General features: G+C 68.8%; 13 protein-coding genes and 1 tRNA gene. 9 read left to right on the forward strand and 5 right to left on the reverse strand.

Annotation, left to right across the window (positions count from 1 at the left end; translation table 11 throughout):
- Positions 1–152 precede the first annotated feature (152 nt).
- Both AB0I35_RS04760 and AB0I35_RS04765 read left to right on the forward strand, forming a co-directional pair.
- A complete protein-coding gene (locus tag AB0I35_RS04760) occupies positions 153–1,796 on the forward strand; it encodes a hypothetical protein (protein ID WP_357394407.1) in 1,644 nt (547 codons plus the stop codon).
- The gene (locus AB0I35_RS04765) at positions 1,793–2,458 is read left to right on the forward strand and encodes a class F sortase (RefSeq protein WP_357394408.1); all 666 of its coding nucleotides are present in this window, start codon (positions 1,793–1,795) and stop codon (positions 2,456–2,458) included. Before AB0I35_RS04760 ends, AB0I35_RS04765 begins: the two co-directional genes overlap by 4 nt.
- Before the next feature lie 47 nt (positions 2,459–2,505).
- Here the strand turns inward: AB0I35_RS04765 and AB0I35_RS04770 are convergent, their stop codons facing one another.
- Entirely contained in the window at positions 2,506–3,930 is a 1,425-nt protein-coding gene (locus tag AB0I35_RS04770; protein WP_357394409.1) for an NlpC/P60 family protein, read from the reverse strand.
- A 265-nt stretch (positions 3,931–4,195) separates the two neighbouring features.
- On the reverse strand, positions 4,196–4,747 hold the full coding sequence (locus AB0I35_RS04775) for a DUF6676 family protein (protein ID WP_357394410.1): 552 nt from the start codon (positions 4,745–4,747) through the stop codon (positions 4,196–4,198).
- A gap of 302 nt (positions 4,748–5,049) precedes the next feature.
- On the opposite strand from AB0I35_RS04775, the gene acnA reads away from it, so the two are divergent.
- The 3 genes from acnA to AB0I35_RS04790 all read left to right on the forward strand — a co-directional run bounded on the left by acnA (position 5,050) and on the right by AB0I35_RS04790 (position 8,637).
- The gene (gene acnA / locus AB0I35_RS04780) at positions 5,050–7,845 is read left to right on the forward strand and encodes an aconitate hydratase AcnA (RefSeq protein ID WP_357394411.1); all 2,796 of its coding nucleotides are present in this window, start codon (positions 5,050–5,052) and stop codon (positions 7,843–7,845) included.
- Between the two features lie 131 nt (positions 7,846–7,976).
- Entirely contained in the window at positions 7,977–8,546 is a 570-nt protein-coding gene (locus AB0I35_RS04785) for a helix-turn-helix domain-containing protein (protein WP_357394412.1), read from the forward strand.
- Between the two features lie 17 nt (positions 8,547–8,563).
- Positions 8,564–8,637, forward strand: a tRNA-OTHER gene (locus AB0I35_RS04790).
- Between the two features lie 36 nt (positions 8,638–8,673).
- Here AB0I35_RS04790 and AB0I35_RS04795 read toward each other — a convergent pair.
- The gene (locus tag AB0I35_RS04795; RefSeq protein ID WP_357394413.1) at positions 8,674–9,198 is read right to left on the reverse strand and encodes a MarR family transcriptional regulator; all 525 of its coding nucleotides are present in this window, start codon (positions 9,196–9,198) and stop codon (positions 8,674–8,676) included.
- A gap of 65 nt (positions 9,199–9,263) precedes the next feature.
- On the opposite strand from AB0I35_RS04795, the gene AB0I35_RS04800 reads away from it, so the two are divergent.
- From AB0I35_RS04800 to AB0I35_RS04815, 4 genes are all read left to right on the forward strand, one after another.
- Positions 9,264–9,755: a cupin domain-containing protein gene (locus tag AB0I35_RS04800; protein WP_357394414.1), complete on the forward strand. Its 492-nt coding sequence runs from the start codon at positions 9,264–9,266 to the stop codon at positions 9,753–9,755.
- A gap of 82 nt (positions 9,756–9,837) precedes the next feature.
- Positions 9,838–10,257 (forward strand): acyl-CoA thioesterase, encoded by a 420-nt coding sequence (locus tag AB0I35_RS04805; protein WP_357394415.1) that lies wholly within the window; start codon positions 9,838–9,840, stop codon positions 10,255–10,257.
- A 317-nt stretch (positions 10,258–10,574) separates the two neighbouring features.
- On the forward strand, positions 10,575–10,991 hold the full coding sequence (locus AB0I35_RS04810) for a hypothetical protein (protein WP_357394416.1): 417 nt from the start codon (positions 10,575–10,577) through the stop codon (positions 10,989–10,991).
- 16 nt (positions 10,992–11,007) lie between these two features.
- Positions 11,008–11,967 carry a hypothetical protein gene (locus AB0I35_RS04815; protein ID WP_357394417.1) on the forward strand — a complete coding sequence of 320 codons (960 nt, stop codon included), beginning with the start codon at positions 11,008–11,010 and terminating at the stop codon, positions 11,965–11,967.
- 19 nt (positions 11,968–11,986) lie between these two features.
- Here AB0I35_RS04815 and AB0I35_RS04820 read toward each other — a convergent pair whose 3' ends face one another.
- Both AB0I35_RS04820 and AB0I35_RS04825 read right to left on the reverse strand, forming a co-directional pair.
- Positions 11,987–12,256 (reverse strand): helix-turn-helix domain-containing protein, encoded by a 270-nt coding sequence (locus AB0I35_RS04820; protein ID WP_181698073.1) that lies wholly within the window; start codon positions 12,254–12,256, stop codon positions 11,987–11,989.
- A 142-nt stretch (positions 12,257–12,398) separates the two neighbouring features.
- Positions 12,399–14,030 carry an ABC-F family ATP-binding cassette domain-containing protein gene (locus tag AB0I35_RS04825; RefSeq protein WP_067493732.1) on the reverse strand — a complete coding sequence of 544 codons (1,632 nt, stop codon included), beginning with the start codon at positions 14,028–14,030 and terminating at the stop codon, positions 12,399–12,401.
- Positions 14,031–14,049: the final 19 nt, after the last annotated feature.

The following is a 14,049-nucleotide window of genomic DNA, read 5'->3' on the forward strand; positions in this document are numbered from 1 at the left end:
GCCGCGGTCGCGACCAGCAGTGTTCTCAAACACACCGCTACCTGGTATTTCACTACCTTCGGTGCGAGTTCTATGGCTTGTATCCGGAACTTGTTTCGGATACCGGGCCAGTTCCGGTCTGGCAGATTGTTCTTAGCCAAGAAGGTGACCTCATGCAGCTGTACTCCCACCTCAGGTTCCCCAGAAGTTTGCTGTCTTTAGCGGTTCTGGCCACTGCCACTACCATCGGGCTCGCCGCGGCACCTCCCGCAGGCGCCGACCCCCTGAACTTGCCCGGCATCATCGGGCTCGACACCGGCTCGGCCGGTCGCGGCTCCGTAAACCCCGGTGTGGGCGCCCAACTCGGCTCAGCCACGGGTAGTTCCGAACCTCTCGGTCTCGGCTCGGGCAGCGCGGGAGGAGAAGCTGATGCGCCGACCACCGGCGGCACTCTCGGAACGGGCAGCTCTGCGCCGGCTGACGGTGGCGCACCGGCTATCGGCAGCGCCGAAGCACTCGGCACGGGCAGCACGGTCGGTGCGGGCAGCGCCGATGCCTTCGACACCGGTAGCGCACCCGGGGCCGGTAGTGCACTGGGTACCGGCGGCACGGAATTCCTCGGAACCGGGAGCGCACTCGGCTCCGGTACCGCCGGAGCGCTGGGCACCGGCAGCACACTCGGGGCAGGCAGCGGCGAAACACTCGGGGCCGGTAGCGGTCTGGCCGCGGGCAGCACGGAAGCACTGGGTGCGGGCAGCGCGCTCGGCGCGGGATCCGCGGCGAGCCTTCTCGCCTCGGGCAGTGCCGCCACGGGCAGTAGCGCAGCATTTGGCCTCGGGGTCCTGATGGCTCTGCTCGACAGCGGCAGCGCGGCGGCGACCGGCAGCGGTGGGCTCGCCCTCGGCACCCTTGTGGGCACAGGAAGCGCGGTCGGCGCCCTCGGGCTCGGCAGCAGCTTGGAAACGCTCGCACTGGTCCTCGGAGTAGGCAGCGCAGGCGTCGGCAGCGCGGCCACCGGCAGCGCGGCACTCGGCGCAGACAGCGCGGCCACCGGCAGCGCAGCACTCGGCACAGGCAGCGCACTCGGAGTGGGCAGTGCGGCAACAGGGAGCGCGCTGGCGGCGGGAAGCGCGGCCACCGGCAGCGCAGCACTCGGCACAGGCAGCGCCGCCACCGGCAGCACAGCACTCGGCGCGGGCAGCGCCGCTACCGGCAGCACAGCACTCGGCACAGGCAGCGCGGCCACCGGCAGCGCAGCACTCGGCGCAGGCAGCGCACTCGGAGTGGGCAGTGCGGCAACAGGGAGCGCGCTGGCGGCGGGAAGCGCGGCCACCGGCAGCGCGGCAGTCGGCAGCGCCGCAGTCGGCAGCGCGGCAGTCGGCAGCGCCGCAGTCGGCAGCGCGGCAGTCGGCAGCGCGGCGCTCGGGAGCCTGGGGGCCGGGGGCGCGCTACTGGGGGCAGGCTCCGGTGGAGGGACGCAGACGGCGCCGGGAGAGGGTGAGCCCGTGGCTCCGGGTGGCCCCGGAACTCCGGCCGTGCCCGCGCTGCCCGGGCATGCGGCGCCGGGCGACGGTGGCTCGGTACCCGGGGCGAGCGCCGGAGCCGACGGCTCGCCGCGAAACCTGCCGACCGCAGGCGGTGGCTCACAGGTGACGAACGGTTACGCGTCGGCGTCGGGTGCTCCGGAGACCGGCGCGGGTGGACGGATGCTCGACGAGCGGTTGCCGCTGGCGGGACTCGGGCTGCTGGCACTGCTCGGCGCGGCCGTCGCGGCCGTGTGGAGCCGACGTTCCGGACAACGAGGCAGCCTGGCATGACGGCCGACCCGACGACCTCGACGTGGTCCAGGTCCTCGGTGGCCGCGCTGGTCGCGGTCGCCCTGGTCGCGGTGGCGGCGGCGCTGTTCGTCCTCGCCGCGACCAGGGAGCCGCGACAGGCAGCATCGCCTCCGGCGGGCACGGCGACCACAGCCGCCGTCGCCGTGCCCGCCGCGCAGCCGCTGGGCAGATCGGCACCGGTGCGACTACGCATTCCCGAGCTCGGAACGGACACGCCACTGGGCACCAGCGGCACCACCGCGACTGGAGCTCTCGCGGCACCGGGATATTTCGACCACGCGTCGTGGTTCTCGCCCGGTGCCAGCCCGGGTGAGGCCGGTGCCGCGGTGATCCTCGGTCACGTCGACTCGGCGGACGGTCCCGCGGTCTTTTTCCGCCTCGGTGAGCTGACCGCCGGTGCCGAAATCCTGGTGACCAGACAGGACGGCAGCGTCACCCGTTTCGTCGTCGACCGCACGGAGGTCGTGGCCAAGGACCGATTCCCCACCGAGCGGGTGTTCGCCGCCGACGATGCCGCACACCTGCGGCTGATCACCTGTGGCGGGTCGTTCGACCGAGACGAACGGCGGTACCTGTCGAACGTGATCGTCTCCGCGACGATGACCGAAGTCGTCCGCCCTCCCGCCGCGATCGGTCACTGAGTACGGCGGGCTCGGCCGCGATCACCGCGCGCCGAGCCCGCCGCTGCTCACTCGGTGACGATGCGCACCGCGTACGGCATGATGCCGCCTTCGCGCACGGGCGAAATCTTCACCACGTCACCGGATTCGGGGGCTTCGATCATCGTCCCGTCGCCGAGGTAGAGCGCGACGTGCTGGCTGCCGCCGGGACCCCAGAACAGCATGTCCCCGCGTTCGCGTTCCTCGACGGGGATTCGGGTGCCCGCGTTGTACTGGTAGCCGCTGTAGTGCGGCAGCGAGACACCGATGCCCGCGAAGGCGTAGAGCATCAGGCCCGAGCAGTCGAAGCCGACCTTGTTGTAGTCGCCGTGCGAGTCGCCGACGCCGCCGTCGCGGATGCCGAGGGTCGGTCCTTCCTCGTCGCCACCGCCCCAGGCGTAGCTCACGCCGAGCTGTGACATAGCGCGGTCGATCACGGTCTCGATCGCGGCCGAGCCGGTGACCTGCGGCGTCGTCGATCTGGGTTGGGATTTTCGCGGTGCGGTCGGTGTCGATTCCAGGTCGGTGTGCGGACGCTGGTCCTCGCCGAGGCGGGCGGCGCGGTCGCGGGCGGCCTGATCGGCGGCGGCGCGGGCGGCGGCCGCGTTGGCGGCGGCGAGCAGGGCGGAGAGCTGAGCCTTCTGCTGATCGTCCCAGTCGAGGAAGATCTCGCGCTGGCTCTGCAGGCCTGCCACCGTCGAGCGGGCGGTGTCGAGGGCGATCTGGGCGGCGGCGCGGTCGCGTTGGAGGGTGTCGCGGGCGGCCGCCTGGTTGTCGAACTCGGCCTTGGCGACGTCGACGGCGGCCTGGGCGGCGTGCTTCTTCTGTTCGGCCGCGCTCGCGGCCGCGTCGGCGTCGGCCTTGGCCTGGCGGGCGGCGGCGTTCTGGTTGGCCTGGGCGATCTGGGCGCGTCGCAGATCGTCGAGCACCTGGCGCTGATTCTTCGACACCATGCTCAGCACCTGCGCGCGATCCATCGCCGCGTCCGGCGTGGACGATGCGAAATAGGTGACCACCGAACTGGACGACGGACGCACATAGGCCTGGGTGGCGAGCTGATCGAAATCGCCTCGGGCGGCAACGACTTTCGCACCGACGTCGGCGAGCTGGGCCTGACTGTCGGCCACGGCGGCAGCGGCCGCGCCGGCGGCGTCGCGGGCCGTCTGCAGATCGACGAGCGCCTGGTTGACGGCCTCGCGCTTGCCCGCCAGAGCGTCGTCGAGGGCACGCAATTGCTGGTCGGCGGCAGCGACCCGGTTGATGAGGGCGCCGATCTCGCCGACACGCGCGTCGACCTCCGCGTCCGCACCCGCGATCTCGCTGTCGGACGGGTTCGGGGGTGGCGGCGGCACGGCCGCCGTCGGACCCGCGGTGACGACGACAGCGAGCACCGCCAGCAATCCGATCGCTACCCGTAACCGCCCTGGTTGATCCTGCCCGCTCGCACCGCGCACGGCACCTCCGAGTGACTCGACTCGACATACGCCACTGGCGCATCAGCCGACTCAGCGACCCCAAGGGTCGACCAATGCCCCCTGTACCACTGCTTTCCCGATCGCGATCACCGCTACCGTACGACACATAGTTCACAAAGGAAACAACTGCCACGGCACGACGGGAGATCAATTCGGCGATTGCCCGGCATTAGCCTGAGGTGCGCCATGTTTCGACGCAAAGAAACAGACCGGAGGTCTGGGAATGTGACTGGAGAGAAACCAGTTAACGGAGAGAACCCGCATCGTCGCCCGCGACAACTACCGCGTCGTCCTCCGGACCACGCCGGGCCTTCACGAAGTAGAGCCCCGCGATCACCAGGACGGTCAGCGCCAGCATCACGCCGGTGATGGCGCCCCACGACACGCCCTCGGGCTGCTCGAGGCGGCCGACGAACGCCGACACGGCCTCCTCGGGGTGGTTGCCCCGGTACTTGGCCACGTCCTCGGCCCACTCGAGCCGGACGCGGCTGATGTCGTCGCTGTAGGTACCGATCCAGTCGTCGCTGAGCACCGCGATCGTGCCCTCGGTGTTCTTGCCCAGCTCGGTGGCCAGGTCACGTAGGCTCGAATCGTGGCCGGGATTACCGGGAACAACGACAACACTGAGCGGAATGCCGTCCGCACGCGCCTCGGCGACGATCGCGGCCAGTTCCTGCTGATCCTTGCCCTTGGGCGCGGCCACATGGTTGTCGGCGAGGTCGGAGCGGAGACTGCCCAGATCCGTGTTCGGCGGCAGTTCGACGGCCATCGGCGCAAAGGTGTGCAAGACGGTCATTTTCCATCCGGTCTGTCGAGCCCCGGTCGCGTTGCGACGGGCATCCAACACTGCCAAGGTGAGCGTCACTGCGTCAGTCCCCGACTCGCTCGACAGGCACAGTACGCGACGACGCGCGGAAGCCGGTCGCCACGGCACGCCGGGCGCTGACGCGGCGCCCCGATTATTTCATAGGACAAGCGTACTGTTAGGCTCGTACGGCGAGGAAAACCGGCATCTCACGGCGCCGGATCCCCTCCGAAGACGCGAGCCGCCGGCACAGCCCCGCCGGCGGCACACCCTCACCAATGAGTGGAGCTGACGTGACGAAGAGTATCGATACCTTCGGCGCCAAAGGCACGCTCGAGGTCGGAAGCAACTCCTACGAGATCTTCCGTCTCTCGGCTGTTCCCGGCACCGAGAAGCTGCCCTACGCCCTGAAGGTGCTGGCGGAGAACCTGCTGCGCACCGAAGACGGCGCCAACATCACCGCCGATCACATCCGCGCGATCGCGAACTGGGATCCCTCGGCGCAGCCGAGCGTGGAGATCCAGTTCACCCCCGCGCGCGTGATCATGCAGGACTTCACCGGCGTGCCCTGCATCGTCGACCTGGCCACCATGCGTGAGGCCGTCACCACCCTCGGTGGCGACCCGAGCAAGGTCAACCCGCTCTCGCCCGCCGACATGGTCATCGACCACTCGGTGATCCTCGACGTCTTCGGCCGCGCCGACGCCCTCGAGCGCAACGTCGACCTGGAGTACGAGCGCAACAGCGAGCGTTACCAGTTCCTGCGCTGGGGCCAGGGCGCCTTCGACGACTTCAAGGTCGTCCCCCCGGGCATGGGCATCGTGCACCAGGTGAACATCGAGTACCTGGCGCCCACCGTCATGGTCCGCAACGGCCAGGCCTACCCCGACACCTGTGTCGGCACCGACTCGCACACCACCATGGTCAACGGCCTCGGCGTGCTGGGCTGGGGCGTCGGCGGCATCGAGGCCGAGGCCGCGATGCTGGGTCAGCCGGTCTCCATGCTCATCCCGCGCGTCGTCGGCTTCAAGCTCAGCGGTGAGATCAAGCCGGGCGTCACCGCCACCGACGTGGTGCTCACCGTCACCGACATGCTGCGCAAGCACGGTGTGGTCGGTAAGTTCGTCGAGTTCTACGGCAAGGGCGTCTCCGAGGTGCCCCTGGCCAACCGCGCCACCCTGGGCAACATGAGCCCCGAGTTCGGTTCCACCGCGGCGATCTTCCCGATCGACGAGGAGACCATCAAGTACCTGCGCCTGACCGGCCGGTCCGACGAGCAGCTCGCGCTCGTCGAGGCCTACGCCAAGGAACAGGGCATGTGGCACGACGCCGACTCCGAGCCTGCGTACTCGGAGTACCTGGAGCTGGACCTGAGCACCGTGGTGCCGTCCATCGCCGGTCCCAAGCGCCCGCAGGACCGCATCCTGCTCAGCGAGTCGAAGTCGGCGTTCCGCTCCGACATCGTCGACTACGTGGGCGACTACACCGCGCTCGACGAGGGCGTCGACGAGACCTTCCCGGCCTCGGATCCGGTCTCGGTGTCGGCCGGTCACGCCGGTGACGCCTACACCCCCGCGCACTCGGCCGCCAACGGCGCCAAGGGCCGCCCGTCCAAGCCGGTCACCGTGCGCTCGGCCGAGCGTGGCGACTTCGTGCTCGATCACGGCGCCGTCGTGGTCGCGGGCATCACCTCCTGCACCAACACCTCCAACCCGTCGGTCATGCTCGGCGCCGCGCTGCTCGCCCGCAACGCCGTCGAGAAGGGCCTGTCGACCAAGCCGTGGGTGAAGACCAACATGGCGCCGGGTTCGCAGGTCGTCTCCGACTACTACGAGAAGGCCGGTCTGTGGCCCTACCTCGAGAAGCTCGGCTTCTACGTCGGTGGTTACGGCTGCACCACCTGCATCGGTAACACCGGCCCGCTGCCCGAGGAGATCTCGGCCGCGATCAACGACAACGACCTGTCGGTGACCGCCGTGCTGTCGGGTAACCGCAACTTCGAGGGCCGCATCTCCCCCGACGTGAAGATGAACTACCTGGCCTCCCCGCCGCTGGTCATCGCCTACGCGCTCGCGGGCACCATGGACTTCGACTTCGAGACCGACGCCCTCGGCCAGGACAAAGACGGCAACGACGTCTTCCTGAAGGACATCTGGCCCTCGGCCCAGGAGATCGACGACACCATCAAGTCCTCGATCAACCAGGACATGTTCCGCAACTCCTACGCCACCGTCTTCGACGGCGACGAGCGCTGGAAGAACCTGTCCACCCCGGAGGGCGACACCTTCGCGTGGGACGAGAACTCGACCTACGTCCGCAAGGCGCCGTACTTCGACGGCATGCAGATGGAGCCGAGCCCGGTCACCGACATCAAGGGCGCCCGCGTCCTGGCACTGCTGGGCGACTCGGTCACCACCGACCACATCTCCCCGGCCGGTCCGATCAAGCCGGGCACCCCGGCCGCGCAGTACCTGGACTCGCACGGTGTGGCCCGCAAGGACTACAACTCGCTGGGCTCGCGGCGCGGTAACCACGAGGTCATGATCCGTGGCACCTTCGCCAACATCCGACTGCGCAACCAGCTGCTCGACGACGTCTCGGGTGGTTACACCCGTGACTTCACCCAGGAAGGTGGCCCGCAGGCGTTCATCTACGACGCCTCGCAGAACTACCAGGCCGCGGGCATCCCGCTGGTCGTGCTCGGTGGCAAGGAATACGGTTCGGGCTCCTCGCGTGACTGGGCCGCCAAGGGCACCAGCCTGCTTGGCGTGAAGGCCGTCATCACCGAGTCGTTCGAGCGCATCCACCGCTCCAACCTCATCGGTATGGGCGTTGTGCCGCTGCAGTTCCCGCAGGGCGAGTCGGCTCAGTCGCTGGGCCTGACCGGCACCGAGACCTTCGACATCGAGGGCATCACCGCCCTCAACGAGGGTGTCACCCCCAAGACCGTCAAGGTCACCGCCACCGCCGAAGACGGCAAGGTCACCACTTTCGACGCGGTCGTCCGCATCGACACCCCCGGTGAGGCCGACTACTACCGCAACGGCGGCATCCTGCAGTACGTGCTGCGCAACATGATCCGCGGTTAATTGCCCCACCCGGTGGCGCGGCATCGAATGATGCTGCGCCACACGGGCATCCGCACGGGTGCCCGTCGTGTCGTCCTCCCCCGCCTCGGTGTTCCGGGGCGGGGGTCGGCGTATCCGTCACTGGAGGAATCATGCCCAAGGTCAGCGACGACCACCTCGCCGCCCGCCGCAGCCAGATCCTCGACGGTGCCCGGCGCTGCTTCGCCGAATACGGCTACGAGGGCGCCACTGTGCGCCGCCTGGAAGAGGCCATCGGCATGTCCCGTGGCGCCATCTTCCACCACTTCCGGGACAAGGACGCCCTGTTCTTCGCCCTGGCCAAGGACGACGCCGAACGGATGGCCGAGGTCGCCGCCAACCAGGGCATCGTGCAGGTGATGCGCGATATGCTCGCCCGCCCCGAGGAATTCAACTGGCTGGGCACCCGCCTCGAGATCGCGCGTCGCGTGCGCACCGATCCCGATTTCCGCGCGGGCTGGACCCAGCGCTCCGCCGAACTCACCGCCGCGACGCTGGCCCGCCTCGAGCGCCGCAAAGCCGCGGGCGCCCTGCGCGACGACGTGCCGACCGATGTCCTGCTCGGCTACCTCGACCTGGTCCTCGACGGCCTCATCGCCCGCATCGCCTCGGGCCACACCGACGAAAACCTTTCCGCCGTACTGGATCTCGTCGAAGCGTCGGTACGCCGCAAGGAGGGCTGAGGTAGGCTCGTCCCGGCCATGGAGTAGCTCAGTCGGTAGAGCGCCGACTTCCGCAGGACGGATGCCGCGGGTTCGATTCCCGCCTCCATGGCCGCCTACCGCCACCCCACCGGGAAGACTTCACGCCTCAATCCCGCCGACCGGGATCCGGACGCTTCTCCCACTCTCCCAACAATTTTCGCGTGATCCGGTCCAGCGCCGCCTGATCGGCGGGGTCGAGCACCGACAGCATCGCCGTCTCGTTCTCGGTGTGCGCGACCACGACCTCGTCGACCAGCGCCCGCCCCTCCTCGGTGAGCGCTACCCGCACGGCCCGCCGATCCACCCGATCCGCGATGCGCCGCACCAGCCCCGCCGCCTCCAGCCGGTCGATCCGCCCGGTCATGCCCGCGCGCGACAGCATCAGGGTGTCCGCGAGCACCGAGGGGTTGAGTTCGTACGGCGCACCCGAACGGCGAAGTGCGGCAAGCACATCGAACTCCCCGCGCTGCAGTCCGTGCGCGGTGAACACGGATTCGATGCGGATCGTGGCGACGTTCAGCAGTCGGCCGAGCCTGCCGAACACCGCCATCGCCGCCAGGTCGAGGTCGGGGCGTTCGCGGCGCCACTGAGCGGCGATCGCGTCCACGGCGTCGGCCGTCGATTCATCCATGGACAGCATTCTATTCGACGGGATATAGTTCGTTAGCGAATTATAAACCAACGAATGGAATCGTCATGGACACCCGCGATATCGCGCTCTGCCTGCCCGAAGACGCCGAGACACTGGGCACCGACCGTGTCCGCGTGCGACTGCTCACCGATTCCGAGGCCAGCGACGGCACGGTGAGCACCGTGGAAGTGACCCTCGACCAGGGCGCCGACGGGGCCGCGCCGCACTATCACACCCGCTCCGACGAGCTGTTCTACGTCGCCGACGGCGAACTGCAGGTGATGGCGGGCGAGCGCATCCTCACCGTCGGCGCGGGCGGATCGCTCGTCGTCCCCCGCCGGATGCCGCACGCCTTCGGCGCCACCCCCGACAGCGGGGCCCGCATCCTCATCGCGCTGATGCCGGGCGTGCAGCGATTCGAGTACTTCCGCCTGCTCGACCGGCTCGCGAAGGGCGCAGCGGAGCACGCCGAATTCCTCGCCGCCCAAGCGGAATTCGACAACTACTTCATCGACGCGCCCGCGTGGACAGCCGAACGAAACGCCCAGCGCCGCTGACCTATACGCGGGTGACGCGAATGTGGCCGAGGTTGCACCGGGATCGGGAACATTCCGCGCGAAGGCGCCGGTTGTACGCTGTATGACGTTCTCGGTACCGGTCCTCGTCCGCGGCTACGAGCTCGACACCCAAGGCCACCTGAACCACGCCGTCTACCACCAGTACGGTGAGCACGCGCGCTGGGAACTGCTGCGCGCGGCAGGCATCCCGCAGGACAAGTTCATCGCCAGCGGCATCGGCGCGGTGGTGCTCGAGTCGACGATCAAGTACAAGCGTGAACTGCGCGGCGGCGACGAAGTCACCGTGACCTGCGCCTTCGACTGGCGCGACGGCGAGAAGGTGTTCCGCTTCCACCACCGGATCCTCAAACTCGACGGCACCGTCGCCGCCGAGATCACCGTCACCGCGGGCGCGATGGACCTGACCACCCGCCGGCTCGTCGCCGACCCCGCAGGCCACTTCCGCTCCCTCGCCGAGAACCCCGAAATCCTCGGGCTGTAACACGGCGGCTGGCGCCGCGGGTTGCGTGATCGACTGCGGACGGCGCGGTAGGTATCGACCGGCAACTTCGCCGAGGTGCCTGTCGCGCCGTCGCTGCTTTCGTTTGCTGATCGATTGCCCGCGCCGGATACCCGCGCGCACTGCGGTTGCCCGAAATTCTCGTCCCGCTAGGCGATCACGCGCCGCTCGGCGGTTTGCCCGGCGCTCCGTAAATCTCGCGAACACCCTCGGTGAAAGGTTCGCTCACGTTATGATCCGAAGCGCCTAGAGGGGTTCTGGCAAATCGCGAGCAGACGAGAAGATCGGAGTGAGTGCCCATGACCGACGCCATCCACCTCCCCGCTACCGCGTCGTCCCGAAACCGGGGCCCCGCCTTGCGCGGACAGCTGGTGGCCGAGTCCGAGCGCGATGTCTCGGTCCGCGTCGACGGCGGGACCTGGACCTTCGATCGCCGCGACATCCTGCGGCTCACCGAGGAGCGCGCGGCGGAGGGACGGCAGGTGCAGGTCGACATCCGGCCCGGCGCCACCGCGGATTTCACCCGCCGGATGCGCGTGGAACTCGTCGAACGACCCATCACGCTGGCCCCCGCACCGTCGGAGGCCCTCGGCGACGAGCAGCTCGCCGAAGCCACCCGCAGGTGGGCGGCGAAACTGCGGATCGCCGAGCGAGGCGGCACCTCAGGGGCGACGTTCACCTTCCACGACGGCATCAACTGCGACAGTCTCGACTGAAACGGCCGACACAGTCATGGAACGCGCGAGCGACGCGGTGCTCATCGTCTCCGAAACCGACGACCTGCACGCCGACGCACTTGCCGTCACGTTGCGCGAGCACCACCGCCTCGATCCCATCCGGCTCGACCTGCGCGACTTCCCTTCCGAGACAGGCAGTTTCCGTCTCGACAAGGCCGGAACGAATCGGGCGTTGTCGCATGTGCACGGCCTGGACGACGTGCGCGCGGTGTGGTGGCGCAGGCCGCACCCGTGCCGCGTCCCACACGGCGTGCGCGCCGCCGACGACGAATTCCGCCAGGCCGAATGCGACGGTTTCCTGCAGGGGATGCTGTGGTCGATCCCGGCGTACTGGGTGAACGACCCGGCCGCCGAACGCACCGCGAGCCGCAAGATCGTACAGCTCGAAACGGCACACCGGGCCGGTTTCGCCGTCCCGGAAACACTCGTCACCAACGACCCGGACGAGGCGCGCAGTTTCGTCGAATCCCGTTCGGTGCCCGTGGTTTACAAACGCACCGGCACGGGCCGTGGTGAGTTCTCCGAGACCCGCATCATCACCCGGCCCGAGCTGGGCCGGCTCACATCGATCCGGTCGGCGCCGACGACCTTCCAGGATTACGTGGACGCCGCCTGCGATCTGCGGGTGGTGTGGGTCGACGGCGTCGAATGGGCGGTGCGCATCGATTCACAGGCGGGTGTCGGCCGGGTCGATTCGCGGCTCGACACCTCGGTGGCGTTCGCCCCCGACCGGCTGCCCGCCTCGGTGAGCAAGTCGCTGGCCACGCTGATGGGCGCGCTCGGCTTGAGTTTCGGCGTGGTCGACCTGCGCTTGGGCGTCGACGGCGAGTACTACTTCCTCGAGGTGAATCCGCAGGGCCAGTTCGCCTACCTGGAGATCAAGACGGGACTGCCCCTGTTCACCAGCCTGGCGAATCTGCTGGTGCAGGGTGACGGGGCGGTACCCGGCTGGTGATCACCCGCGGCGCCAGCCGCTATGTCTCAGGGTTCTTGCGGCGGTTGGCGCCGCCGCGCCCGCGCAGCTCGACATGCGATTCGACCAGCACATTGTGAATGAAGCCGTACGAGCGGCCGGTCGCCCTGGCCAGGGAGCGGATGCTGGCACCCGCCTCGTACTGCTTCTTCAGCTGGGACTGCAACCTGTCACGGGACTTGCCCGTGACCCGGGTGCCCTTCCCCAGCGCGGCCTTGCCTGTCGATGTTGCCTTGGCCGATCGAGCGGCCTGTCTCGCACTGTCGCTCATGGCTTCCTCCGAGTCGCCGAGCAGCTCATTCCAGGCTAGACACTCCGCACCCGGTGATCAACGGAAAACAGTGACGAACCTCACGAAAACCCCGCGAGTTCCCTCGCGACACACCGATCTCCGTGCCGAAGCCGGGTCCTGCTCAGGCGAGATCGATGAGTTCGGCGTACTCGGCCGACCAGTGGTCCTCGGTGCCGTCGGGCAGCAGGATCACCCGTTCCGGGTTCAGCGCCTCGGCCGCGCCCGGGTCGTGGGTCACCAGCACCACCGCGCCCGCGTAGGTGCGCAGCGCGTCGAGGACCTGTTCGCGCGAGACCGGGTCGAGGTTGTTGGTCGGCTCGTCGAGCAGCAGCACATTCGCCGCCGAGGAGACGAGACCGGCCAGTGCGAGACGGGTCTTCTCACCACCGGACAGGGTGCCCGCCGGCTGCTCGAGCTGCGGACCGCTGAACATGAAGGCACCGAGCAGACTTCGCAGTTCCTGTTCGCCCGCGTCCGGGGAGGCGTGGCGGATGTTCTCCCACACCGTCGCCTGGTCGTCGAGGGTGTCGTGTTCCTGGGCGAAGTAGCCGACCTTGAGACCACGGCCCTGTTCGACACCACCGGCGGTCGGTGTCTCCACCCCGGCGAGCAGCTTCAGCATGGTCGTCTTACCGGCACCGTTGAGGCCGAGCACCACCACGCGAGATCCCTTGTCCACGGCGAAGTTCACACCGGTGAAGATCTCGAGCGAACCGTAGAGCTTGGTCAGGTCCTTGACCATGAGCGGGGTCTTGCTGCACGGCGCGGGTTCGGGGAACCGGATGCGGGCCACCTTGTCGGCCACCCGCACGTCGTCGAGTTCGGAGATCAACCGCTCGGCGCGACGCACCATCTGGTGTGCCGCAGCGGCTTTGGTGGCCTTGGCGCCGAGCTTGGCGGCCTGCTGACGCAGCGCGCTCGCCTTCTTCTCCGCGTTGGCGCGCTCGCGCACGCGACGCTGCTCGTCGGTGGCGCGAGCGTCGAGGTACTTCTTCCAGCCCATGTTGTACACGTCGGGCTCACCGCGCACGGCGTCGAGGAACCACACCTTGTTCACCACGGCGTCGAGCAGGTCCACGTCGTGGCTGATGACGATGAGGCCGCCGTCGTGGTTCTGCAGGAACCCGCGCAGCCAGGTGATGGAGTCGGCGTCGAGGTGGTTGGTCGGCTCGTCGAGCAGCAGGATGCGGTCGGAGCGCCCGCCGCTGCCGTCGGAGGCGGAGAACAGGATGCGGGCCAGCTCGATGCGGCGGCGCTGACCACCGGACAGGGTGCGCAGCTGCTGGTCGAGGATCCGGTCGGGCAGGCCGAGGCTGTTGCAGATGCGCGCGGCCTCGCTCTCGGCGACGTAGCCGCCGAGGGAGGAGAACTGATCTTCCAGGCGCCCGTACTTGCGGATGGCCTTCTCGCGTTCGGCGTCGTCGGCGACCTCGGCCATGCGCAGCTGCTGCTTTTCCATGTCGCGGATCAGTGCGTCGAGACCGCGGGCCGACAGCACGCGGTCGCGGGCGATCACGTCGAGATCGCCTTCCTTGGGATCCTGCGGCAGGTAACCGATCTCGCTGGAGCGCGTGATCTTCCCGGCGTAGGGCTCGCCCTCACCCGCGAGGATGCGCAGGGTGGTGGTCTTGCCCGCGCCGTTGCGCCCGACCAGTCCGATCCGGTCGCCGGACTGCACCCGCAGCGCCGGCCCGGGGGCCGAGAGCAGGGTGCGGACTCCGGCCCGGACCTCCAGGTCGGTCGCCGTGATCACAGAGCTTCTCCTTGATGTC

This window comes from Nocardia sp. NPDC050378 (assembly GCF_040655675.1).
GTDB lineage: Bacteria > Actinomycetota > Actinomycetes > Mycobacteriales > Mycobacteriaceae > Nocardia > Nocardia coubleae.

Coding starts and splice junctions, on each gene's coding strand:
- AB0I35_RS04775 (WP_357394410.1), bottom strand. CDS start 4,747: ATGACCGTCTTGCACACCTTTGCGCCGATGGCCGTCGAACTGCCGCCG.
- AB0I35_RS04810 (WP_357394416.1), top strand. CDS start 10,575: ATGACCGACGCCATCCACCTCCCCGCTACCGCGTCGTCCCGAAACCGG.
- AB0I35_RS04805 (WP_357394415.1), top strand. CDS start 9,838: ATGACGTTCTCGGTACCGGTCCTCGTCCGCGGCTACGAGCTCGACACC.
- AB0I35_RS04795 (WP_357394413.1), bottom strand. CDS start 9,198: ATGGATGAATCGACGGCCGACGCCGTGGACGCGATCGCCGCTCAGTGG.
- AB0I35_RS04785 (WP_357394412.1), top strand. CDS start 7,977: ATGCCCAAGGTCAGCGACGACCACCTCGCCGCCCGCCGCAGCCAGATC.
- AB0I35_RS04760 (WP_357394407.1), top strand. CDS start 153: ATGCAGCTGTACTCCCACCTCAGGTTCCCCAGAAGTTTGCTGTCTTTA.
- AB0I35_RS04765 (WP_357394408.1), top strand. CDS start 1,793: ATGACGGCCGACCCGACGACCTCGACGTGGTCCAGGTCCTCGGTGGCC.
- AB0I35_RS04820 (WP_181698073.1), bottom strand. CDS start 12,256: ATGAGCGACAGTGCGAGACAGGCCGCTCGATCGGCCAAGGCAACATCG.
- AB0I35_RS04800 (WP_357394414.1), top strand. CDS start 9,264: ATGGACACCCGCGATATCGCGCTCTGCCTGCCCGAAGACGCCGAGACA.
- AB0I35_RS04815 (WP_357394417.1), top strand. CDS start 11,008: ATGGAACGCGCGAGCGACGCGGTGCTCATCGTCTCCGAAACCGACGAC.